The organism is Nostoc sp. PA-18-2419 (assembly GCF_005869855.1).
In the GTDB taxonomy this organism is placed as follows: Bacteria; Cyanobacteriota; Cyanobacteriia; order Cyanobacteriales; family Nostocaceae; genus Nostoc.
The window spans coordinates 244,739-268,181 of record NZ_SZNH01000008.1 but is presented as its reverse complement, the minus strand read 5'-3'; the positions used below and the strand labels follow the sequence as shown (position 1 = coordinate 268,181).

Below are 23,443 nucleotides of genomic sequence, written 5' to 3'. Positions count from 1 at the left end.
GTACATACAAATAGTCAGTTGCCTCACAAAAAACCTAGAGGAGGTAAGTTAACCAAAGAGCAAAAGCAATCTAACCGGACTTTAGCGAGTCGTCGAGTCCTGATTGAACATGTTAATCGGCAGTTAAAAGTTTTTCGGATTTTGAGTCAGCGCTACCGTAATCGCAGGAAACGTTTTGGATTGCGCTGTCATTTAATTGCTGGGCTTTATAACTACGAAATTCAAAAAGCCTAAATTCCTGTTGAATTTAACTCAATCCTCCACCATACCACAAAACTTTTTTGCAAGAGGTCTAATGACAAACATGAATTAATACTAATAGTTCTACCTTCTACCCCCTGCTCCCTACTCCCTACTCCCTACCTCATCTGTAGAGTAAAACTGTTGGGCATAAAAACGGGCATAGCGTCCTTCCTGAGACAGCAGTGAAGTGTGAGTACCAGCTTCAACCACCCGTCCTTGTTCTAATACCAGAATGCAGTCAGCCCGCCGAACGCTGCTCAAACGATGGGCAATAATAAACACAGTACGGTTTTCCATCACTCGCTCGATCGCTTCTTGAACTAGTGCTTCTGATTCCGAATCTAGGGCAGAGGTAGCTTCATCCAAGATCAGAATTCGCGGATCGTTGACAATTGCTCTGGCGATCGCTAATCTTTGACGTTGTCCTCCGGATAAGTTAACTCCCCGCTCGCCTACCCAGCTATGKTAACCTTGGGAAAATTGGGTGATAAAGGAGTGAGCGTTAGCAATCTTTGCTGCTGACTCAATTGCAGCTAAATCCAATTTTTCCTGACCGTAACCAATATTTTCGGCGATCGTTCCCGAGAAAAGCGTAATTTCTTGGGGAACAATGCCAATCTGTTGGCGTAAGCTGGTGAGCGTAACATCGCGGATATCAATATCATCAATCAGGATTTCACCCGCTTGGGGGTCATAGAAGCGAAGTAAAAGGCTAATTAATGTCGATTTACCTGCCCCAGAAGAACCAACCAAGGCAATAACATTACCCGGAGAAGCGTGCAGATTCAGATCCTTGAGGACTGGCTGGCCAAGATTGTAGGCGAAATTGACATGACGGTACTCTACCTTGCCAGCAACTCGTGGTAGTTTCTTCGCATTCGACTTTTCGCTTAAACTCGGCTGCTCGGTCATCAATTCAAAAATACGTTCTACCGAAGCCTCAGTCTGTTTGTACTCGTTGTAATTGCTAATTAACAGGTCGATTGGCTGAATCAATATAGCCACAGCAGCTAAGAAACTGATAAAGCCTTGAGATGTCAGTTGATTTTGAGAAATCTGCCATCCTCCCAGTAGAAACAGCAGCATAATACTAACTGCTTCTAAAAAACCGACAACAGGAAACTGAATGGATTTGAGTTGTAGAGCGCGATACTTAACTTGGCGATTGCGTTCTGCTTCCTGATTAAATCGCTTAATTTCATACCCTTGTGCGGCAAAAGCCTGAACAACGCGAATCCCACCAAATACTTCAGTTAGCTGGGCCGACAAATTGGAAACCTGATTTTGACTCTGGCGAGATAGCACAAGTAATCGCTGACCAAATAGCCCAATCAACCAAGCCATCAAGGGAGCTAAAATCAAACCCGCAAGGGTGAGCTGCCAATTGAGGTAGAGCATGTAAATGGGAATCGCAATTAACTGCAAAAGATTGGAAAGAAACTGATGGGATAATTTGTCTACAATCTCGCCTACGCGATCAATATCTTCAGTCAATCGATAAGTGAGGTCACCCGTCTGTGTGGTTTCAAAGTAATCTAATCCAAGTTTGTGCAGGTGAGCGTAAACCCGCTTACGCAAGTTTAAAACCATATTCAGAGCAGCAGCGATCATAAAGACATTCTGCCCGTATTGACAAAGCCCTCGAACTAAAAAGACCAAAGTAGCTAGTCCGAGCCAGTAGGCAATCTGGTTAACATTTCCCTGACCGACAAAAAAAGCGACCTGGCCTACTATGTAAGGCAGTGCTACAGTCAGCAACACGAATCCTAAGATGCAAGCCAATCCCCGAACTAACAGCGACCATTGGGGCCACAGATAAGGTAACAGTTGCCAGTAACTAGAGCGGACTTTCATAAGTAGGTCGGCGTAAATAATTATTGTTGAGATTGGGTAGGAGGCAGGGGGCAGGGGGCATAAGTCTTTGAGGTGGATTAATGAGTATCAAAGACTCATTAACGGAGTTCTAAGGTTCATTAATGAATATCAAACACTCATTAATCGAGTTCTAAGGTTCATTAATGAATATCAAACACTCATTAATCGAGTTCTAAGGTTCATTAATGAATATCAAACACTCATTAATCGAGTTCTAAGGTTCATTAATGAATATCAAACACTCATTAACGGAGTTCTGAGGTTCATTAATGAATATCAAAGACTCATTAATGGAGTTCTAAGGTTCATTCCTCCCCTGCTCCCAGCTCCCCTGCCTCCTCTGCTCCCTACCCCCTGTCCCCTTGCCTTTTTCGTAATTTCTACTCAATTTCTCCTAGAGAAGTTAGCACAAAGCGGGCTATTCTTTCAGATGCACCGGGCGGGCCAAATCGCCCAGGTCCATTTTCTTGGCACTTGGCGAGATAGTCTGCATCTTGTAAAGTCTCGACTACTCGTCGAGCTGCTTGTCTGAGAATCTCTGGAGTTGCTGGCCCTGTGCCGATAGTTTGGGCAGAAATACCCAACAGCCGCGTTTGTGCCTCTGCAAATTGATAGGTAAATTGAGGCCCTTCCCCAGGAATTTGGATTATCGGTTTGCCGATCGCTACTGCTAAATCCACTGCCAATCCTGCCATCCCAATCACAAGGTCAGAGTAATATAAAATGTCACTGAAAGCGTCTGAGTAACATCTCACTTCTACAAGCGGTGATTCCTCAAGAGAACTTCCTGGAGGAGAATAAGTGAGTATGCCTTGATTGAGTTGCCAACCTTGACTTTGAGCAATCTCGTCTAATTGGTCCATCAAATTTGGTACTAAGGCGGCGCGAAACTGAAACCCTAAAGGCATTAACTTGGCAATTTCTACTACCAGTTGCAACTGCAAACAGAAATTTCGTGCGGCTTCTGGCATTCGCGATCCTGGTAAAAGAGCGATCGCTTTCCTGTCCGGTTTCAAGTGCAAGTCTTTGCCAGCCGGGACKAGCCGATCTAAAGCTGGAATTCCACCAAATTGAGCTTTAGCTATACCTTGCCGTTGCAGATCAGAAGCGGTATATGAATCTCTAGTGAAAACAGTTAGACATCGAGAAGAATTCAAATCGTGCCACAACAGTGGATTGATAGGCAATCGCCCTTCATAGAGAGCAGAAAGACAAGAGATAAACGAGACGAAGGGACGCTTTGTTAAGTAAGCAAATGTCTGTGAGACAAAATCCCCAGTAGCCATAATCAAATCGCAGTTGGGAGCATACTGCAACACTGCTTGTAACTGTCGCCACGTTAACCCAATCAATCCCGATTGAAAATCTTTGAGCAAATAGAGGCGCTTCATGTAAAAGAATCCCCCAGAGGGCATCGTTTGTGTCGGCCCAATGATAGGAATGTCCAAGCTGCGGTAAGCTTTTCCTTCCCCCACAATCGGCATTGCTGCCATTTCAACAGAAGGACACAATTGGCGCAGAGTTTGAATAACATGAGAGGTGTGGTTGTCCTCTCCGTGGCCATTACTGATAAACAAGATTCGCTTAGAAGGCATCTTGGGGGTTTGGATAGGTCTAAAATGCTTGTTTAATGAGATTTTTAACCTACATTGGCTAAGTAGGTGAAGAGATTAATAGTATTTTTACCCTTGAGAGCTTGTGATTTGATAGACAAATCTCCAAAGTTACTTTTCTAGGTATAAACCGGAATGGAATTACTGCTAATCCCTGTTTTTGCAGACGCTAATTTATCAGAGAATACAGTATTGGGAGTACAAGCGCTATGCGTAGATTAATTTAGGAACATAAATTTGAACGGAGTAATTTTAAGTGTTGACGATACAGTGATAAAAAAGTTGTGTCGCAATAAACATGGAACGCGTTATTTCTGCGCTGGGAATTTTTATTTTTATCGGCATATCCTACACCTTCTCCGTGAATCGTCAAGCGGTGCGTTGGCGAATAGTGGCGTGGGGTTTGGGATTGGAGTTGATATTTGCCTTAGTGATTTTAAAAACTCCTTGGGGTTTGCGTATCTTTAAATCTTTGGGAGATGTTGTCAGCCAATTTTTAACATTCTCTGATGTCGGTGCCAAATTTGTCTTTGGAGAAAATTTTAAGGATCATTTTTTTGCCTTCCAAGTGCTGCCAACAATTATCTTTTTCTCTGCCTTTATCAGTGTCTTGTATCACTACGGCATTTTACAGCGAGTAGTAAGCCTAATGGCGTGGGTGATGATTAAGACAATGAAAACATCGGGTTCTGAATCTTTATCCTGTGCCGGTAATATCTTTTTGGGGCCAACAGAATCAGCGCTGATGGTTAAACCTTATATAGCGAATATGACGCAATCAGAACTCCATGCATTGATGACGAGTGGTTTTGCCACAATTGCAGGTGGAGTACTAGGGGCGTATATTTCCTTTGGAATACCAACACAACACCTAATTGCGGCTTTTTTTATGACTGCTCCCACATCATTGGTGGTATCAAAATTACTCTACCCAGAAACGGAAGTATCAGAAACCACTGGTAAGGTGAAAGTGAATGTGGAAACTAATTATGTGAATGTAATTGATGCTGCTACTAGTGGCGCAATTGACGGCGTAAAGCTAGCAGTTAATGTAGGAGTAATGATTATTGCTTTTTTGGGATTATTAGCTGCTGTGAATGCCCTGTTGGGATGGTTAGGCGGATTTGTCGGTTTACAGCAACTTTCATTACAGTGGATTTTATCTTATTTTATGGCTCCGGTAGCATTTTTGCTGGGCATACCTTGGGCTGATTGTCAGCAGGTTGGAGAATTATTAGGTACAAAGACAATTCTGAATGAGTTTATTGCTTTTTTGGATTTGAAGGCACTAATTGAAGGTGGTAAAATTTCCCAACGTTCAGTGATTATTGCGACTTACGCATTATGTAATTTTGCAAATATCGGTTCAATTGGCATTACCATTGGCGGTATTACTGGCATAGCACCTAATCGCCAACACGATTTAGCCCGTATGGGTGTGAGGGCGATGATTGGCGGATTGTTAGCAGGTTTTATTACTGCTTGTATTGCTGGAATGGTGATTTGAAGGAGGCGCAGAGGGAGCGATAAAGTTTAAACAAATTGGCTCAGTAAGAAATAATTATTAGCGATCGCTCCATCCTTCTTATCTCCTGAGCAGGCTTGGATTTACCTTTGTAAAGTTGGTTCTCTAACTAGGTTAACGAAATCTTGGATATGGGGAGATGAGGAGATAGGGAGAGGAGAAAAAGAAAATAACTCCCCACTTAACACTTATCAGTCAACAGTTATCAGTGCCGATGACAAACAATAGACGACTTGAGTTATAGTTATACTCCACTTTAAGGTAGAAGAATTAATCCTAAAATTTATGTAACTATGAGCCACTAAGATATTATCTTTATTTACTTTAAATTTATTTAACTCTAATAGAATGCCAGACACGGAAAAGTTTAAAAACCAGCTGGCTAGTGATAAGCTGCTGTATCGGCAAGTTAGTAAAGAATCAAATTATTCGTTGCTAACCACTAAAGAAGAAGGAATGATTCTTCAGTTACCTGATGGCAGAATTCAGGCTTGCAATGGTGCTGTCGAGAGGATTCTAGGACTGACAAGCGAGCAATTAGTCGGGCAAAATTTGCTCGAGCCTAGATGGGAATTTATTAATGAACATGGCTCGCCTTTGCTATATGAGATTTACCCAGCGATGATTGCCTTGAAGACAGGTAAACCTTGTAGAAATGTAGTCTGTGGCTTCTATAAACCGTATGGTGAGCTAGTTTGGCTATTATTATCTTCACAACCGTTATTTGAAGTCACAGGAACTACTCCCTACGCGATCATTACAACTTTTTTTGACATTACTGAATCTAAGCACCTTCAGGTTGAGGAGAACTGTAGCTGTGCTGAAGATCCAAAAGCAATTGAGGTAGATGACTTTCAGCCTCGGTGGGATAGTCAACGTTTATTTCAAAAAATTGCGGACACTCTTCCGGGCTTACTATACATCTATGACGTAATCGAGCAGCAAAATTGTTACGTTAATTATGAGATTGCTGAAGTTTGGGGTTACACACCAGAACAAATCCAAGCTATGGGAACTGAGTTGTTTAACCAACTTCTACACCCTGAAGACTTGCCCCGACTTCATAACTATCAAAAAAAATTTAATTCTGCTGGTAGGCAAGAAGTCCTGAGTTTTGAATACCAGATTCGACACGCGAATGGAGAGTGGCGCTGGTTTTGTAGCTATGACACTGTGTACAGCAGAACTGCTGAGGGATTACCGCATCATATTTTAGGGATCGCTTTCGATGTTACAGACCGACGACGCACAGAAATTTCCCTACGCCAAAGTAACGAAAGATTTGAGCTAGCAGCAGCAGCGGTTAATTGTGTGATTTACGACTGGGAAATTCATCGAAATAGTGTAGAAAGAACTGAGGGTTTAACTCAAGTTTTTGGCTACACACAACAAGAAGCTCAACCTACCTTCGAGTGGTGGCAAGAACACATTCACCCCGATGACCAACAAATGGTCAGTGACGAGTTCATAGCTAGTATGGTGAATGGAAACCGTTATCGCATCAAGTATCGAGTACGTCATAAGGATGGTCGCTATTTGTGGGTAGAAGACCAAGGGTTTGCAGTTCGGGATACAAACGGTCAAGTAGTCAGGGTAGTTGGTGCTAGTACTGATATTAGCGAACAGCAAGCTGCACTAGACGATCGCCAACAAGCCGAAACAAAGCTGCGTGAAAGTGAAGAGCGAATTCGGTTAGCAACTAACGCTGCTGAAGTTGGCATGTGGTTTTGGAATTTGCTCACCAAAGAATTAATTTGGACGGACAAATGTAAGCAACTGTTTGGACTATCTTCAGAAGCGGAAATTAGCTATGAGATTTTTCTTAACTATGTCCATCCAGAAGATCGTATATCCGTAGAGGAAGCGATCGCCCGTTCTCTGGCAGCGAAAGTTGATTGTGAGGTTGAATACCGCACAATTTGGCTTGATGGTAGCATTCATTGGATTGATGCCAAAGGTCGTGTTTTTTATGATACCGACGGTAAAGCACTACGAATAATGGGTACTGCCCAGGATATTACGCAGCGCAAACACGCAGAAAATACTTTGCGCCAACGGGAAACTCAATTAAGGCGGTTAGTTGATTCCAATATTATTGGTATTATGTTCGCTACTCCTGAATACATTACTGAGGCGAACGAAGCTTTTTTAGAAATGGTAGGTTATACGCAAGAGGAATTATTAACTCTTAAGGTACGTAGAAAAGATATCACCCCCCCTGAATATCACGCTCTTGATCGCCAGGGTATAGAGCAACTTTTAACAATTGGCGTATGCAGCGCTTATGAAAAAGAATACATCCGTAAAGATGGTTCCCGCATTCCCATATTAATTGGTGGTGCTTTAGTGGAGCGATCGCCGATGTCTTTGATTTATTTTATTCTTGACTTAACTCCCAGAAAGCAATTAGAAGAAGCACTCAGGCAACAAGCAGAGGAACTCAAACAAGCAAACCGCAATAAAGATGAGTTTCTGGCCATTCTTTCCCACGAATTGCGATCGCCTCTCAACCCAATTCTGGGATGGTCATCTCTACTCAGAAGCCGCAAATTTGATGAAGATACTACCAATAAGGCTTTGGAGATCATCGAAAGAAATACTCAATTGCAGATTCAATTAATTGATGAATTATTGGATGTGTCCCGAATTATTCGTGGGAAGCTGACCCTGACTTTTGCCCCTGTTAATCTGGTAGCTGTAATTGATGCTGCATTAGAAACAGTCAGATTAATTGCTCAAACCAAATCTATCCAAATAATAACTCAGCTTGACCCCAATGTAGGTAAAATCTCAGGTGATTTTTATCGCTTACAGCAAGTTGTGGGAAATCTACTCTCCAATGCTGTCAAGTTCACTCCTTCTAATGGAACAGTGGAAGTCAGCCTTTCATTGACTGGTGATTCAACTTCTGACTGGGCATTGATTCAAGTCAAAGATACAGGTCAAGGTATTTCACCCGAATTCCTACCCCACGTATTTGAATCTTTTCGTCAAGCTGATACCAGTACAACCAGGAAATTTGGGGGATTGGGACTAGGATTAGCAATAGTTCGCCACTTAGTAGAGTTGCATGGTGGTAGTGTGATCGCAGATAGTCCAGGAATTGGGCAGGGAGCAATTTTTACTGTCAGAGTACCTGCGATGAAAGAGAGTGAAGCAGCGGCGAAAGCAGCAAAAACAGAGGGAGCAGAGAAAAAATTTGATTCTTCGCTGTTCAATGGACTACAGATATTAATTGTCGATGATGATGCTGATACTAGGGAGTTTGTTGGCTTCTTGCTTGAGCAGAAAGGGGCACTGATAACTACTGCTGCATCGGCAACTGAGGCCTTAGCTACTTTAGCACAGAGTGTACCCGATTTATTAATAAGTGATTTAGCAATGCCAGAGATGGATGGCTACAGTCTAATCGGGCAGATTAGAGCAATGTCAAAACAGCAGAGTAGAGAAATTCCAGTGATCGCTCTTACCGCTTATGTTGGAGAAAGTGATCGGCAGCAAATTTTGGCAGCAGGCTTTAAAAAACATGTTGCCAAACCAGTACAACCAATCGAACTACTAACCTCGATTGCAGATCTGATTGGGCAAAAATAGCTCTGACTGTATTGCATTAGAAGTCCCCCCCATTTATCGGGGAGCTATTGACTCAAATTACAAAAATATAATTCACAAACTAAGCAAGTTGTAATTTTGAGATGGCTTAATCATAAATGTAAGCAACTGTTTCGAGGTTAATTATGATGAATATTCGTCGAGCCTTAGCTGTGGTAGCAATTCCTTTTGTAATTGGTACATTTGGTTTTGTTGCACCTAATCAAGTAAATGCTAAATCTCCATCCAATCGCCGGGTAGAAATTTCACAACAACGCCCAAGACCGCACAATGAATCGCAAAGACCTGATGAGAAACCACAACTCAAGCATCGACAACCACGCCAAAAGCAGAAAAAACATCTTCCCCAACCTCACAATCAGGACGCAGGTCAAAATCGGGTAGGACACAATAACCGTTAATTGCAACGCCCTTGTATTTCGCCTCACCAAACTACCGCGATCGCTTTTAGCTAATAAACTTTTTCCTAAATCTATGCAATTGGATTAACACTGGTTTTGCCCAATTTCCACCCAGTAAATCGTGCAGCAGAATATAAAAACAGGGAATGATAAATAGTGTCAACATTGTTGCGATCGCCATCCCGAAGAAAACTACAATTCCTAAAGGCTGCAAAAACTCAGAACCTTCGCCAATACCTAATGCCAAGGGAAACAATCCCAAAATGGTAGTAACTGTAGTCATGATAATTGGACGCAAGCGTTGAGGAGCAGCTTTGATGATCGCAATTTGGCGAGTACAACCTTCTTCATCCCGAATTTGATTAGCTAGTTCTACCATAAGAATCCCTGCGTTGACTACAATTCCCACCAGCAGCACGACGCCAACAATTACAGTTGCACCAATCGCTGTTTGGGTAATGTAAAGTCCAAAAATTCCCCCAGCTAAAGCCAGTGGTACGGTGAACATAATTACTAATGGGTCAATCAGCGAATTGTATTGCACCGCCATGACTACAAAGATTAAGAACGTCGCCAATGCTCCCAAAGTTTTTAAAGCATCCTGAAGTTGCTGATTAGTTTCTTGGGCAGAACTAGGCACAATTGAAACGCCGTCAGGTAAGTCTACGTCCTTGAGTATCTCGTTGACTTCTGCTATCGCTTCACCAAGACTAGCTCCTTCAGTGAGATTACCTGCGACAATAAAAGCTTGACGCTGATTAATCCGTTGCACCTCTCCAGGCGCTTGACCTTCTTGAATGTTCGCAACATCTGAAAGGCGGATTAATTGATTATTTTCTGTAAAAAGCGGTAATTGCTGTAGCTGAGAAGAACGCGCAATCGCTTCTTTATTTAGCTGCACCCGCACATCAACTAAACGATTACCGCGTTGAATTTGTGTGGGAACTGAACCTTCGATTGCTGTTTGAACTGTTGCACCAATTTGCTGTGCGCTCAACCCTAAAGCCGAAACCCGTTCCCAGTCGGGGCGAATTTGGATTTCTGGTTGCCGGGGGTCGGCATCGGGTCGGAATGTGGCTAATTTTGCCTTTTCTTGTAATGCTTGCAGCACTTGAGCGCCTGCTTGCGTTAAGTTTTGTTCATTCTCACCTTGCAGAACCACGTCAACGTCTGACCCTTGCACAGGAGAATTACTCAAAATTAGACCCCGCACCTGACCAGGATTAAGGCGCAGCAAAATTCCTGCTAAGTTGAGTTTGTTAAATTCTTGAGTTACTTTTTTGACAAAAGTTTCGACATCTGTGCCTGGTTTTAAATTAATAGTACTGCTGGCACGTAAAGGATTTTCTGTAGTATTACTGCCAAATAAATTACCACCAACAGTTGTAAAAGCCGACTCGGTTTCTGGTTGTTTGAGCAAAATGTCATCGACAATCTGCATAACTTTTTGGGAAGTTACTAAGGGTGTGCCGGGAGGAAACTGCGCTCTCAAGGTAGCTTGTCCGGTACTAATGCGGGGTAAAATTTCTTGGGGAATTTGACCAAACATCAAGAAGCTACTGCCGCCTAAAATTAACAAAGCAGTAGTAACTACAAGGAGCCGATAGCGTAAGACCTTGGTTAAAAAGTTACTGTATCCTCGCGTAGCATCTTCAAATCGGTGATTAAACTGTCTCAGCAGCCAAAATTCACTGACCCGGCTAGACCAGCGGATTCCTAAAAGTCGAGAAGACAGCATCGGCACTATTGTGATTGCAACCACAAGTGAAGCTGCAACTGCAAAGCTGATTGTCAGAATCAGTTCATTAAATAAMAGTGCAATAAAGCCCCCAATTAAGAGGAATGGCACTACAGAAACTAAGTTGGCACCTGTGGCAGCAACCAAAGCAGATTCTACTTCTTGGGAAGCATTAATGGCAGTGTCAATAAAGAATTTAGAATTTCTCCCCTTCTTTATTGCTTTTCTGCTCTCCCAGTCAGCATCAGAGGTTTCTGCTTGACTTTTATGCTTGGCGGCCTCCATCTCTCTTTGATTGGGAGTCATGCCTGCTTTTTCAGAAATATTCTCTAAGATTACAACCGATGTATCAATTGCTTGACCGACTCCTAATGTCAGACCTGCTAAACTAAACACATTCAAAGTCAAGCCAAATATTTTCATTAAAGCGATCGCTGCCAAAGTACACAGTGGTATCGTCAAACTAATAATCAATGTTTGCCTAAACGATCCCAAAAATAACAATACTGCTGCTGCTGCTAACAATGCCCCAGAAATCCCCGAAAAGATCACATCATTTAAAGAATTGCGGATGAAAACAGATTCATCTGTAGTGGGATTTAAAGTCATGTCTGCCTGAATTAAGCCCGATTGCCGTAATTGTTCAATTCGCCGCTTCACAGCATCTACAACTGTAATTGTGTTGGCTTCAGGCTGCTTTTGAATGGAAAATTTCACCGCAGGCTGACGATTGAGATAAACAAATACTCGCTGCTCTTCTGTATCGTCAATTACCTCAGCAAAGTCTCGCAAATAGATGCGGGGGGGAGGTGCAGGGGAAGTGGCAGTAGTGGTAGTGGTATTACTGTTATTAGTGGTATTAGTACTAACAGGAGAAGCGGAGGAAACTTCTAAAGAAAGGTTTTCAATTTCCTTAGCATTTTGGAAGCGCCCGACAGTCCGAGTCAATGGCTCAGAGTTTTGCCCCAGAATCCGACCACCAGAAGTATCTTGGTTACGGGCTGTTAATTCATCTAATACATTATTTAACCCTACACCTAAAGCTTGCAATCGGTTCAAGTCAACAAGCACTCGTACTTCTTCTTCAGCACCACCAGATACATCAACGGAGGCGACTCCTGGGACAACACTGAGTTCTCGGGTTAACTCTTCATCAGCAAAAACGCGTAAATCTTTGCCTTGGAGAGAAGTAGATGTCAGCGCCAATTCATAAATTGGCAATTGGGAGGGATCGACTTTAAATAAGCGCGGTTCTTCTATAGTGTCTGGCAGTTGTCCTCGACCTCGGTTAAAAGCAGCAGTCGCATCGTTTAAAGCTTGGTCAATATCGCCTCCTGGTTGGAAGTATAAATCGAGGCTTACCTGTCCTTCACGAGTGCGGGAGAAAACTTGTACTACATTCTCGGTTGCTGATAAAGCTTCTTCTAAAGGTCTGGTGATTTCATCTACGGCTACTTCTGGTGAAATGCCGGGGGCTTCTAGCCGAACACCAATCCGGGGATAAGTAATTGAAGGCAGGAGATCGACTTGGATCGTTGTCAGGAAAAATACGCCAATGACAATTACTGCCACAGTGAGCATGAGTGTACCAATGTGTTTGCGGATAGCGATCGCACTAAGGCTAAATCCGCCATTGCTATTATTTGCCTGTTGCATAATATATATTAAATGCTGAGTGCTAAGTGCTGACTACTGAGTACTTTTTTCATTCAGATGGTCGTTGCTCACCGTACTATTGCTTTTCTGAAAGAATTGAAAGATTTACAGTGTCACCTTCTTTTAACGGCTTACCACTACGAACTACATAGCGTTCTCCGGCTTGCAAACCGGATAAAATTTCTACTTTGCTATCAGCTCTTTTTCCCAGCATTACGGCTCGTGCCGTTACCATAGTTTTGCCTTCTGTGTCTTTAATCACAAATACTGCCCCACTTTGGTCTTGTAACTTTCGTTGTGCGATGCCAGATGTATTAGGTGGGGAAGACTGCGGTACATTTGTTTGTGTCTTCCCTGTAGCTTTGGAGTTATTATTGCCTGCTTTCTGAATTGCTGTTTGGGGCACTACAACGCGCTGTTGTGTCTGGTTTTCAAAATTGACTCTTGCTAGTAGCCCACTCCCAATTTTGCTGTCAGTGTTAGGAATTACTATTTCTACAGGTATCAAACGAGCTCTGGCATCCGCAGCTGGGGAAATGCGCGTAACTGTGCCAATCAATGTTCGGTCAGCAAAGGCATCTAAACGCACTTTTACAGACTGTCCAACCTGAATTTGTGCTAGTTCTAACTCGGAAACTTGGACAACAACTTTCACACGGTTAAAGTCGCCAATTTTTAAAACTTCACTACCTGCTTGCAAAAGATTGCCGGGTTCTGTCACCTTTTCTGTGACCACGCCATTAATGGGGGATATCAGCTGAGCGTAAGATCTGCGCTCTTTATTTTGGGCAACCAATGCTTGTTGGGCTAAGACTCTGCCTTGAGCAGCGGCGACGGCTTGCTGTTCTGTACGGACTTGCTCTTGAGCTGCCCGCAATGCTTGGGCGGCTGTTTGGGCCTCGGTACGTGATTGCTGGGCAGTTTGTTCAGCGATCGCTCCGGCTTGAAATAATTTCTGCTGACGTTGGGAGTCTGCTTGGGCTTGCACTACTTCTAGCCTCGCCCGTTCCACATCAGCACGAGCATTACTGACTTGAGTAGTTGCTCTGACTACTTCTGATTTGAGCGCTGCTAGTTCTGCTTCTGCTTGCTTTAAAGCCGTTAGTAGCAGGGCATCATCTAACTGTCCAACGTTTTGCCCCTGCCTAACTGTATCACCGACATCAAAGTTCAAAGCTAGCAACCGTGCTTCTAATTGCGATCGCAGTGATACAATCCGAAAAGCTGTTGTATTACCTGTGTATTCTGGTTGTGTTTGCAGCAAGTCTGTTCGAGCGATCGCCACATCTACAGGTATTCCGCTGTTAACCTTCTCCCGCCCGCCAGGACTCTGAGATTGTGCCTCGGCTGATTCCTTGGACAACGATCCGCAACTCCCGATCAGCAGTCCTATGCCCACCAAACAGGGAATTAATAAACTTTTCAAACCAGTGGAGGCAAAAAAATAATTTTCTCTTTTTCCACCTTTTGCACAACTGCTTTTTGCCACAAGTCTACTCTTGACATCTGCGTAGACACAGTCCGCCGCAGTAAAAAGTCGAAGCGGCGGAAACCGCCGCTCTGAACTTTTCAAAACAGGCATTGCTACCTCAGTTTTCACAACTGAATCTAACTGCATATTAATTAGCTGGGTATTGGTTACAAAATCCGTCATTTTCACCTATTTGTGCAGCTTATTCTCTGTTCAAAATCATTTAGTTTTCTCGTATAAAGGAACCTTTGGGATTAAACAGTTGTGTTTTCCCAAGTAATTCCCAGAGATATGATTAATCAAAAACGGCGAGAACGAATAAGCTGTCTAACAAAAATTTTCTATATTTAGAAAATTACTGTTTTTTCCTAAAAATCCCCAAATCTCACCGCTCTACTTCTGATGCAGAGGTAGACAATCTTCTTGCAGCTAATCAATTATAAACTTAATATAAATATTTTTTAGTTTTATACAATCTACCCAGAGGAGAAAACTGGCTCTCCTGCCTATATTTCACACAATCTAATATATGAGTCCTATAGTTTTTCAAATGTATTAAGAATAAAGATTTCTGATTTTATAGGTTATCAGTCATTAATTATTTTCCCTATGCCCCTCTACTTCACTCTAGCAATTTAGATGTACCATACCTCACAAACCTGCCTGTCTTCCCCCTCATCTCCCCCATTTGCCTAGTGCCCAGTTCCTAATCCCTAGTCCGGAATAGACACCGAGCTAGTTTACATAACTTTTTATAACAGTTTTTTAAACTTTACCCCACATATATCGATTGTTGTGTCATCATGGGGAGTGAAATGAGAATTAATTCGGCGACAGTGTTTGTTTTTAGTATTGACAGGCTTTTTCCTCTTGGTATTACAGACTTCTCTCCGAAATCTAAATCTCTACATAGTTATGATTTTGGAGATATTTCATGTCAATTTACGTAGGTAACCTCTCCTATGAAGTTACGCAAGAAGCGCTGAGTGCTGTTTTCGCAGAATATGGTTCTGTAAAGCGCGTCCAGCTACCTACTGACCGCGAAACAGGTCGTTTACGCGGTTTCGGTTTTGTAGAAATGAGTTCCGATGCCGAAGAAGCAGCTGCCATTGAGGCTCTTGATGGTGCTGAATGGCTGGGTCGTGACTTGAAAGTAAATAAAGCCAAGCCTAGAGAAGACAGAGGTGGTTCCTTTGGTGGTGGTAACCGTGGTGGCGGTGGCGGCTATAACCGTAACCGTTACTAAGCCAAATAAAAGAAAGTAAGTTAATTGAATCTGGAAAAGGCTCAGGTAGTAATGCTTGAGCTTTTTCTATGGAAAAAGAATTCAGAATTGAGGATTGGCGAATATTCTACGCATCAAGTGAAAGGTCAAAGCTAAAGCTTGCAGCAGTCTATTAGCGTAGTGTTAGCTATGCAATTAAAAACTGGTCAACAGATAAATTGTGCTTATTCAAGCAATCCTCTTAGCTTTTACAGGAATCTCAATCACAAATTTTGTGCCTTGCCCCAGTGTGGAGTCGCACCAGAGATTACCGCCATGCTGCTGGGTGACAATTTGATAACTGATAAACAGACCCAAGCCAGTGCCTTTACCAATGGGCTTAGTGGTGAAAAAAGGATCGAATAGTTTAGAGCAAATGTCTTTATGAATACCTATTCCATTGTCAGAAATCATAATCATCACTAGGTTCGTATCGATTTGACTAGTCTGAATGCAGATGGAATTGAGATTAGCTGAAATATCTGGGAACGAACGCCCCAGATTAAATTCTTCTAATGCATCAACAGCATTGCTCAAAAGATTCATAAACACTTGATTAAGCGAGCCAGGATCACATTCAATCAGTGGTAACTGACCATACTTTTTAATAACCTGGATCTCTGGGTGAGTAGTTGTCGCTTGTAATCGATGTTGTAAAATTACCAGGCTACTATCAATCCCTTGATGAATGTCTACTGCTTTCAATTCTGCTTCATCCAAGCGTGAGAAGTTTCGCAGCGATAACACAATAGTAGAGATGCGCTCAGTACCAATTTTCATGGACTGAAGAATCTTGGTCATATCTTCCCGTAAAAAGTCCAGTTCAAGTTTATCCAATTCTGTATGCAGGGCTTGAGGTGGATTTGGATAGTGCTGTTGGTAAGCTTGTAATGCTCTGAGCAGATCTTGGATATGCTCAGAAAGATAAACTAAGTTGCCATGAATGAAACTAATCGGGTTATTGATTTCATGGGCAACCCCTGCCACCATCTGTCCCAATGCAGACATTTTTTCACTTTGAAGCATCTGTAATTGAGTCTGTTTAAGCGTTTGTAGGGTTTGCTGAAGAGTTGTATTTTTTTGATTCAATTCTTCAGTTCTCTGCTGAACTCGAATTTCCAGAGTTTCATTGGTTCTGGCTAATTCGGCAAAAGCTAAACGCAGCTTGGTTTCTGCTTGTACTCGTTCTGCGATCGTCGCTGTCAGTACAAGAATAGTGAGTGTAATCACGGCAATAAATAATTGCAGTTGGAGCAAAGACTGATTGAGATCCTCACTTACAAAACCACCTTTGCCATTGACAGTTGCGATCGCAGCGATCGCAGCCACAATAAAAGTTAACAGTGTTGTACCCGGTTGCCCTAGTCGAAAAGCTGACCAAATCAACATTGGAATCAACATATACTCCAGGTGATATCCTTCATCAAAAGCAACTTTGCCGATGAAAATCACCAATCCGATCAGGATAAATGGCTCTATTACAATTAAGCAGAATCTTAAACGGCTTGAAGAAGGTCGAAAGTGTCGAATATTAAAGAGATTTTCACAATCCCCTGACGTTGAACTGAAGGATAACCATTGCCAAATGAAATGTCGGTTTTTTTGAATAAACTGTCTCCAACTAAGGAGAATCGGGGTGACAATAAAAATTCCCGAAACATTAGAAATCCACCATGTTAACCAAACTGTGCCATACGCTGTCCAAGGAACTTTACCACTCAATGCCAAGCAAGCTACTCCAACTGTTGCATTGATGTTCGGCCCCACCATCCCAGTTAAGAGCAAAAATTTGAACACGTCGGTGACACGTTCTAAGGGATAGCGAAGGTGAGTAATTTTTCGCAGCAAAAAGGCACCTAACATAGTGCCCAAGGTTGTGCCGATCGCAATTCCTAGAACTGGCAGCGTTGAAATCACTAGGGATAAGAAACTTGTTGGATCTTGGAACGCCCAGTAGTTGGCCAGAAATGAACCCAACAAAACACCGTATCCCATCCAGTTACCAAATAACAGAACAGCTCCAGCAGCAATTCCATCTGGAGGCCAGACTGGAGTCACATCCTGAGGTGTAGAGGCAAGATGACGTGAAATTTCAGCCATTTCATAGTAAGCGATCGCTAAAACAACGACCCCTATGATTTGTTTTAGCGCATAAGGTAATATAGGGAATTTTTGTTGAATCATCCGTTTAGTGGCTGCTCGCTTTCAACGTTGCCTTCTAAACATAGAATGCCCTTTTACCTTAAGGTCGGAACATTAAGTAGTTATAAAAGTAGTTTACAAAAAGCATTAAAACCTACCTTCAGCACTTCACAATTAGCGATCAGTCATCAACTCCAAAGAGGTAATTTATTTCTTGGGGTTACCTAATAATGAGTTGCTGACTTGCGATGATGCACGGCTGTGACGCCATCGATGTCTAACAGTTTACCATGATCGATAGTTGCATAGACCAGCCAATGATCGCCAGATTCCATTCGGTTTTGTACCGAACATTCGAGATACGCTAAAGCATCATTCAATATCGGAGAACCGTTTTGTGCTTCTTGTGCGGCGACACCAGCAAATCGGTCTTGTCCCGGGCCAAAAGGTTTGAGGAAATGCTTCATCAATCCTAAGTGATTGTCTTCTTTAAGAATGTTGAGGACAAATTTATTTCCTGAGTGTGTCAAAGTTTCTACGGCGCGATCTTTGGCAACAGCGATGGTTAAACCAGGAGGATTAAAGCTAGCCTGAGACACCCAAGAGGCTAACATAGCGCTGGATATATCCTCTTGTTTGGCAGTGAGAACGCACAGGGAACCAACAATTCGCCCAACTGCTTGTTCAACGTTGGTGGCAGGAACACTTTGCGATCGCACTTTTTTCGCTTTTTTCAATGCTTGGGCAAAGTCAGTACCAGCTTGTTCGCACAATTGCAAGGTAGCATCGTCAGGTTTGAATTTGACGCGGATGCTCTCAAAGCCAAACCGATAGCCAGCATCTTTCAATTTGCTTTCGATTAAATCAACTGCTTCACCACTCCAGCCAAAGGAACCAAATACACCAGCAAGTTTGTTATTTGTAGCTGTGGCTAGCACAATTCCTAAAGCTGTTTGCACGGGTGTGGGTGCATGACCGCCAAGGGTAGGAGAACCCATAACAAAGCCAGCGGATTTTTCCACAGCAGCCCGGATATCTTCTGGGTCAGTGAATTCGCAGTTAATCGATTCTACCGCGACGCCAGCTTTGGTGATCCCCCGAGCGATCGCTTGGGCTAAGGTGGCTGTATTTCCATAAGCTGATGCATAAATCAAAGCTACTGTCAAGTCCGCAGAAGTTTGCTGCTGGCTCCATTCTCGGTAAGCTTTGGTAAGTTCGATTAAGCCATAGCGCACCAAAGCGCCATGCCCAGTAGCGTACATTCGCACAGGGAAATCTGCGAGTTTTTCCAACGCTGTTTCAACTTGACGAGCGTGGGGAGCCATCAAGCAATCAAAATAATAGCGGCGGTCTTCGTTATAAATTTCCCAGCCTTCATCAAATACCTGGTCTCCGCAAACATGCGCCCCAAATAACTTATCTGAGTAGAGAATTTCTGTTTGCGGATCGTAAGTACAAAGGTGGTCTGCATAGCGGGGATTGGGGGTAGGAATAAATTCTAAATTATGTCCATTGCCCAAATCGAGAGTTTCTTCTCCCCGCATCACCAGAATTTGTAAATCTGGATTTTCCAGCGCCCCGCGTAAATTTTTTGCTCCTGGATTAGAGCAAACAAAAGTAATTTGCGGAGCAATTTCTAGCAAAGCTTTTAAAGTTGCAGCGCGGTTGGGGTTAACGTGTCCCAATATTACATAATCTAGTTTTGTAACATCAAAACGCTGCTCCAAGGCTTCTAAATAAATTTGGGTAAACGTTTCCCCAGGAGGGTCAATCAGGGCATTTTTCTCACTTTCAATTAAATAAGAATTAGCAGTTGTACCCTTAGCCAGAGCGTATTCTATTTCAAATCTCAGCCTTGACCAACTGCGCGATCGCAGTATTTTTGTATCTGTAGCAATCGGGAAAACTTGAACGTCACGAGGTTTGTTTGTTGACATAGCTTTATTGGGGATAAGGGGTAATGGGATCTGGGGAGTGGGAGATGGGAAGATAGGGAAGTGTCGGGAGTGTGGGGAGTGTGAGCAGAGAAAGGGGGAAAGATTTCTTCACCATCCTCCCAGACCTCCCAGACCTTCCACACTACCGACTTACCCCATGCCCAATGCCCAATCCCTAATCCCTAGTCCCTAATAATGGTTTCCAACTTTTCTGTGATGCACAGCGGTCAAGGCATCTGGTTTAGAAACTCGTCCGGCGTAGACGGTGCTATATACTGCCCAGTGGTCGCCGCAGTCCATTCTACTGACGACTTCACACTCCATGTAGGCCAGGGCGTCGGTGAGGATGGGGGCACCATTTTCGGCTGGCTGGGTTCTCACTCCTTGAAAGCGGTCAGCACCAGGAGCAAACCGCTTCAAAAAGTGCTTCATCAGTGGTTGAAAATTGCCTTCTTCTAAGACGTTAAGCACAAAGCGATCGCCTACTTGCATGAGTGATTCAATTGCTCGGTCTTTGGCGACTGCAATGGAAAACCCTAAAGGTTTGAAGCTAGCTTGAGCAATCCAAGAAGCTAACATCGCACTGGAGACATCGCCTTTTTTGGCAGTGATAATATATAGTCCGCCGCTGAGTCTACCTAGTGCTTTGTCCAAGTCTGCACCAAGCGATTTCATCACTTTAATGCTGCGATCGCGTGTTACCCATTGCCCTAAGTCTGTACCCGCTTCTTCACAGAGTTTGTAGATGTTTTCTGTGGGTATTTCCTTAATCCGAATTGCTGGGAAAACTGTTGTTAAGCCCAAATTTCGGAATTTACTCAGCAAAGGATCTATCGGTTCATCATCGCCGCCGCCAGTTTCAAATACGCCGATGGCTTGCTTTTCTTTGGCAGATCCTAAAATTGTGCTGAGTGCAGCTTGGATGTTAGCAGCACCAGAAGCCGGAGGTAAACCAACAACCAAACCAGCGCAGCGGCCGACCTGTTCCCGCAACTCTTGTAAATCCACTTCTGATCCCAAGTCCACAATTTCTATACCAACATTGGTTTTGCCGATCCCGTTGGCAATTGCTTGGGCGAGGCGATCGCTATAACCGTATTCGGAAACGTAAAATATTCCAATGGTTGTTTCTACCTTGGTTTGGGTTTGACTCCAAGTCCGGTAACGTCCAACTAGTTCCTCAACATTGTGAGATAATAACGGGCCATGACCAGTAGCGATCGTGGCGATAGTTTTTAATTCCCCCATCCGCTTGAGGGCAGATAGCACTGAGCGGGCATTTGGTCCCATCAAGCATTCGTAGTAATATTTAAAGTCTGCTTCAATAATTTTTAAATCTTCATCGAAGGTGCTATCAGAACAATAATGCATCCCGAAAGCATCGCAGGTAAAAAGAATTTGCGTTTTGTGGTCGAAGCTGAAGATGGTATCTGGCCAATGTAAATTTGGTGCAATTACAAATTCAAATTCATGACCGTTACCTAAATCTAAGCGATCCCCATTTTTGACAATCCGCCGTTTAAATGGTTGATGTACTAAATTCTCCAAAAACTGAATTGCTACCCTAGAGGCGACAACAGTAATATCTGGAGCCATTTGCAGCAAATCTTTCACTAAACCGCTGTGGTCTGGCTCGGTGTGGCTGATAATTAAATAATCTATTTGTTTGGGGTTGATTAATCCAGTTAGCGTATCAAAATATAGTTGACGAAATTTTTCGTGGGAGGTATCGACCAATGCGATCTGCTCCCCCTGAATGAGAAACGAGTTATAAGTAGTACCGTTTTGCAGACCGAACTCAATATCGAAGCGATCGCGATCCCAATCTAGTGAGCGAATTGCTGTTGTATCTTGAGCGATTTTTACAGTCTGTATGGTGAGCCGTTTTTCAGTTTTTTCGCTGAGTGCTACCATAACTCCCCTCCTTGACAAATTGAGTATTTATTCCTCTTGTCTTATTGTGCCACGCCTTCAATGTAAATTTTTATTAATTTTTAAGATTTAAGTTAAAAACAATCAAATGAGTGAACCACACAGGTATGAAGGGCTGACAGAGAATATTTGGCTAGCTTTGGAGATTGGTAATTCTCGGTTGCACTGGGCGTTATTTAGAGGGGAAACTCTCGATTGTGCTTGGGATAGTGACTATTTGCCTAAGTCTTTGGTCTATCAGCTAACTCAATCTCAAACACTCGATGATTTATTAATAGTAATTTTACCAACCCAAGATGCAATTGGGGAACAGACAAAGACAAACATAAGCACTTCTGTCTCATCCCTCCCTCCTCTGCTCCTCGCCTCTGTAGTTCCTAACCAAACTGCTATTTGGCGAACTTATCCCAACGTTCGTGTTCTTACTTTAGACGAAATACCACTCCAAGGTATGTATCCCACATTTGGAATTGACCGGGCTTTAGCTTTGTGGGGCGCGGGGAAAACTTGGGGTTTTCCAATGTTAGTAATTGATGCAGGAACAACGCTAACTTTTACAGCTGCTGATGCTAACCAATGTCTAGTTGGAGGCGCAATTCTACCAGGATTAGGTTTGCAATTTGCAACTCTTGGTAAACAAACAGGGCAATTACCATTAGTGGAAATCCCAAATTTTGCTTTTCTCCCGTCACGTTTTGCACTCAAGACGACAGAGGCAATTCAAAGTGGAGTAATTTACACTTTTATTGCAGGAATTAAAGATTTTATTCAGGCTTGGTGGAAATTATTTCCTAATGGTCAAATCACAGTTAAAGGTGGCGATCGCAATTTATTAATCAACTATCTGCAAGCCTTATATCCTGATATTGCAGCACATTTAATTGTGGAGACAAATTTAATTTTTTGGGGAATGCGAGAAATATTAATGGTAAATTAGAAATCGAAATCCGAATTTGACCAGCAAAAAAATAGTATAAAATATAAATAGCGTACAATTAGGAAAAATTAACTTCACCCTAAACTATAGTATTTATAAATAAATTGCAAAATATTGCTGCTGTTAACTGTTAATACTCAACAGTCAACAGCTACTACTGATATTTTTCACTTTCTTATTTAGGATTGCTATATGCCCAATTTTCTTTAACAAACTCTCGAATATTTATTGCTGTATCCTCAGCACCAGATTGTGGTAAGTCATTTTTGGCATGGGGAATCATTTTCAACTCAACTTTTGGAGTTAGTTGAGCATAAACTTTACTCTTGGCTAAAGCATCCGGTGTGTCTTGGCTACCTTGTAAAATTAAAACCGGAACTTCAATTGTATAAAGCCGTTTTTGTAATAATTCCGCCTCAATTTCTGCTTGTTGGCGTTTGAAAAGTAACTGGCAAGCTATGGGGTAACGTAACAGATCTTGACGTAATTGCAATTCTTGTATAACTTTTTCATGCCAACCCAAGATTTTAGTCAAGGAAATTAGCGATCGTAACGATTTAACTATCAATGGAGGATAATTTAGTAATTGCCGCATCTTTTGGCAATACTCTTGTTGTCCTGGTATCTCTACACCTTCAGGTGCTAGTAGTACCATACCATTAACTTTCTCTGGATACTTTAGGACATAGCTAGCAGCAATCCAACCTCCAAGAGAATGCCCTACTAAATAGACTTTTTCTAGCTTCACAGCTTCCAAAAACTCAGCTAAACACTCGACTTGTAAATCAATCGAATGGTAGATATTAGGATTTTCCGACTCACCAAAGCCTAATAAATCAGGTGCGAAGCAATGGAAATTCTCTGCAAGGAACTCCATTATAGATAACCATTGGCTGCTATCATTCCAAGCACCATGTAAAAAAATTATTGGAATATCTGCACCTGCTTCACGCCAAAATAATAGCCCTTGAGAAAGCTTTCTCCGGGAGTTACGAAATAGTGTATCCATTTTAATTTAGTAGTTAACCTTTAGCACCATAATAAATAATCATTAGTCATTGGTCATTAGTCATTTGTTACAAAGCTGAGTTACTGGA

General features: G+C 42.6%; 14 protein-coding genes. 6 read left to right on the top strand and 8 right to left on the bottom strand.

Annotated features, from left to right (window positions below; genetic code table 11):
• A partial coding sequence (locus FCR06_RS11275) for a transposase family protein (RefSeq protein WP_138499596.1) occupies positions 1 to 234 on the top strand: 234 nt, incomplete at its 5' end.
• A gap of 111 nt (positions 235 to 345) precedes the next feature.
• Here the strand turns inward: FCR06_RS11275 and FCR06_RS11270 are convergent.
• Both FCR06_RS11270 and FCR06_RS11265 read right to left on the bottom strand, forming a co-directional pair.
• The gene (locus tag FCR06_RS11270; protein ID WP_138499594.1) at positions 346 to 2,097 is read right to left on the bottom strand and encodes an ABC transporter ATP-binding protein; all 1,752 of its coding nucleotides are present in this window, start codon (positions 2,095 to 2,097) and stop codon (positions 346 to 348) included.
• 401 nt (positions 2,098 to 2,498) lie between these two features.
• Positions 2,499 to 3,713, bottom strand: a complete 1,215-nt coding sequence (locus tag FCR06_RS11265; RefSeq protein ID WP_138499592.1) for a lipid-A-disaccharide synthase-related protein — start codon at positions 3,711 to 3,713, stop codon at positions 2,499 to 2,501.
• A 316-nt stretch (positions 3,714 to 4,029) separates the two neighbouring features.
• Between FCR06_RS11265 and FCR06_RS11260 the strand changes: the two genes are divergently transcribed.
• The 3 genes from FCR06_RS11260 to FCR06_RS11250 all read left to right on the top strand — a co-directional run bounded on the left by FCR06_RS11260 (position 4,030) and on the right by FCR06_RS11250 (position 9,269).
• Positions 4,030 to 5,238: a NupC/NupG family nucleoside CNT transporter gene (locus tag FCR06_RS11260; RefSeq protein WP_138499590.1), complete on the top strand. Its 1,209-nt coding sequence runs from the start codon at positions 4,030 to 4,032 to the stop codon at positions 5,236 to 5,238.
• A 366-nt stretch (positions 5,239 to 5,604) separates the two neighbouring features.
• Positions 5,605 to 8,850 (top strand): PAS domain-containing protein, encoded by a 3,246-nt coding sequence (locus tag FCR06_RS11255; protein ID WP_138499588.1) that lies wholly within the window; start codon positions 5,605 to 5,607, stop codon positions 8,848 to 8,850.
• Positions 8,851 to 8,993: 143 nt separating this feature from the next.
• Positions 8,994 to 9,269: a hypothetical protein gene (locus FCR06_RS11250; protein WP_138499586.1), complete on the top strand. Its 276-nt coding sequence runs from the start codon at positions 8,994 to 8,996 to the stop codon at positions 9,267 to 9,269.
• Between the two features lie 46 nt (positions 9,270 to 9,315).
• Here the strand turns inward: FCR06_RS11250 and FCR06_RS11245 are convergent, their stop codons facing one another.
• Together FCR06_RS11245 and FCR06_RS11240 are read right to left on the bottom strand one after the other, a co-directional pair.
• Entirely contained in the window at positions 9,316 to 12,663 is a 3,348-nt protein-coding gene (locus FCR06_RS11245; RefSeq protein WP_138499584.1) for an efflux RND transporter permease subunit, read from the bottom strand.
• Between the two features lie 76 nt (positions 12,664 to 12,739).
• Positions 12,740 to 14,317: an efflux RND transporter periplasmic adaptor subunit gene (locus FCR06_RS11240; RefSeq protein WP_223280104.1), complete on the bottom strand. Its 1,578-nt coding sequence runs from the start codon at positions 14,315 to 14,317 to the stop codon at positions 12,740 to 12,742.
• Positions 14,318 to 15,068: 751 nt separating this feature from the next.
• Here FCR06_RS11240 and FCR06_RS11235 point away from each other — a divergent pair.
• A complete protein-coding gene (locus tag FCR06_RS11235) occupies positions 15,069 to 15,380 on the top strand; it encodes an RNA recognition motif domain-containing protein (protein WP_138499582.1) in 312 nt (103 codons plus the stop codon).
• Between the two features lie 207 nt (positions 15,381 to 15,587).
• On the opposite strand, the gene FCR06_RS11230 is transcribed toward FCR06_RS11235, so the two are convergent.
• From FCR06_RS11230 to FCR06_RS11220, 3 genes are all read right to left on the bottom strand, one after another.
• Positions 15,588 to 17,582 carry an MASE1 domain-containing protein gene (locus tag FCR06_RS11230; RefSeq protein WP_138499580.1) on the bottom strand — a complete coding sequence of 665 codons (1,995 nt, stop codon included), beginning with the start codon at positions 17,580 to 17,582 and terminating at the stop codon, positions 15,588 to 15,590.
• A 182-nt stretch (positions 17,583 to 17,764) separates the two neighbouring features.
• Positions 17,765 to 19,477, bottom strand: a complete 1,713-nt coding sequence (locus tag FCR06_RS11225) for a diflavin flavoprotein (protein ID WP_138499578.1) — start codon at positions 19,475 to 19,477, stop codon at positions 17,765 to 17,767.
• Positions 19,478 to 19,666: 189 nt separating this feature from the next.
• Positions 19,667 to 21,391, bottom strand: a complete 1,725-nt coding sequence (locus tag FCR06_RS11220) for a diflavin flavoprotein (RefSeq protein WP_138499576.1) — start codon at positions 21,389 to 21,391, stop codon at positions 19,667 to 19,669.
• Between the two features lie 106 nt (positions 21,392 to 21,497).
• Here FCR06_RS11220 and FCR06_RS11215 point away from each other — a divergent pair, with 106 nt between their 5' ends.
• A complete protein-coding gene (locus tag FCR06_RS11215; RefSeq protein WP_138499574.1) occupies positions 21,498 to 22,346 on the top strand; it encodes a pantothenate kinase in 849 nt (282 codons plus the stop codon).
• A 175-nt stretch (positions 22,347 to 22,521) separates the two neighbouring features.
• On the opposite strand, the gene FCR06_RS11210 is transcribed toward FCR06_RS11215, so the two are convergent.
• The gene (locus tag FCR06_RS11210) at positions 22,522 to 23,355 is read right to left on the bottom strand and encodes an alpha/beta fold hydrolase (RefSeq protein WP_138499572.1); all 834 of its coding nucleotides are present in this window, start codon (positions 23,353 to 23,355) and stop codon (positions 22,522 to 22,524) included.
• Positions 23,356 to 23,443: the final 88 nt, after the last annotated feature.